1 pseudogene is annotated in these 454 nt (G+C 73.6%); it reads right to left on the reverse strand.

What is annotated here, in order from left to right:
• Nucleotides 1-437: pseudogene (locus TN53_RS42370) on the reverse strand (LuxR family transcriptional regulator); the annotation flags it as partial.
• Nucleotides 438-454 lie beyond the last annotated feature (17 nt).

Genomic DNA, 454 nt, shown 5'->3' on the forward strand with positions numbered 1-454 from the left:
AGCGCGTAGACCGCCCCGATCTCCGCGCCCGCCTCCGCATGGGCGGCCGCCGCTTCCTCCAACAAGGACACGGCCTCCTGCGGTCTGCCGCCGAACAACGCCAACGTGCCACGCAGGCTCCGCACGTGGGCGCACACCACCCGGTCGTCCAGCAGATCCCCCAGCTCCGCGGCCTCGTCCAGCCACCGGTACGCCGTGGCGTGGTCATGCTGTAGCACTGCCACCCAGGCGGCGACCCACAGCGCTCTGGCCCGGGCCGGACTGGGCTCGGGTGCGGTGGCGGCGAGCGCGTGTTCGAGCCAGCGGCGGCCTTCACCGAGAAGTCCCCCCTCGCCCCAGTGGAAACGCAGCGCGGCGGCCAGGGCCAGAGTGGCCTGCGCGTCGCCGCCGTGGACCAGCGCGGCGACCAGATTGGCGTGTTCGGCGCGCAGCCGCATCAGACTCTCCAGCTGGC

The sequence above is a fragment of the Streptomyces sp. WM6386 genome (genome assembly GCF_000972385.1).
In the GTDB taxonomy this organism is placed as follows: Bacteria; Actinomycetota; Actinomycetes; order Streptomycetales; family Streptomycetaceae; genus Streptomyces.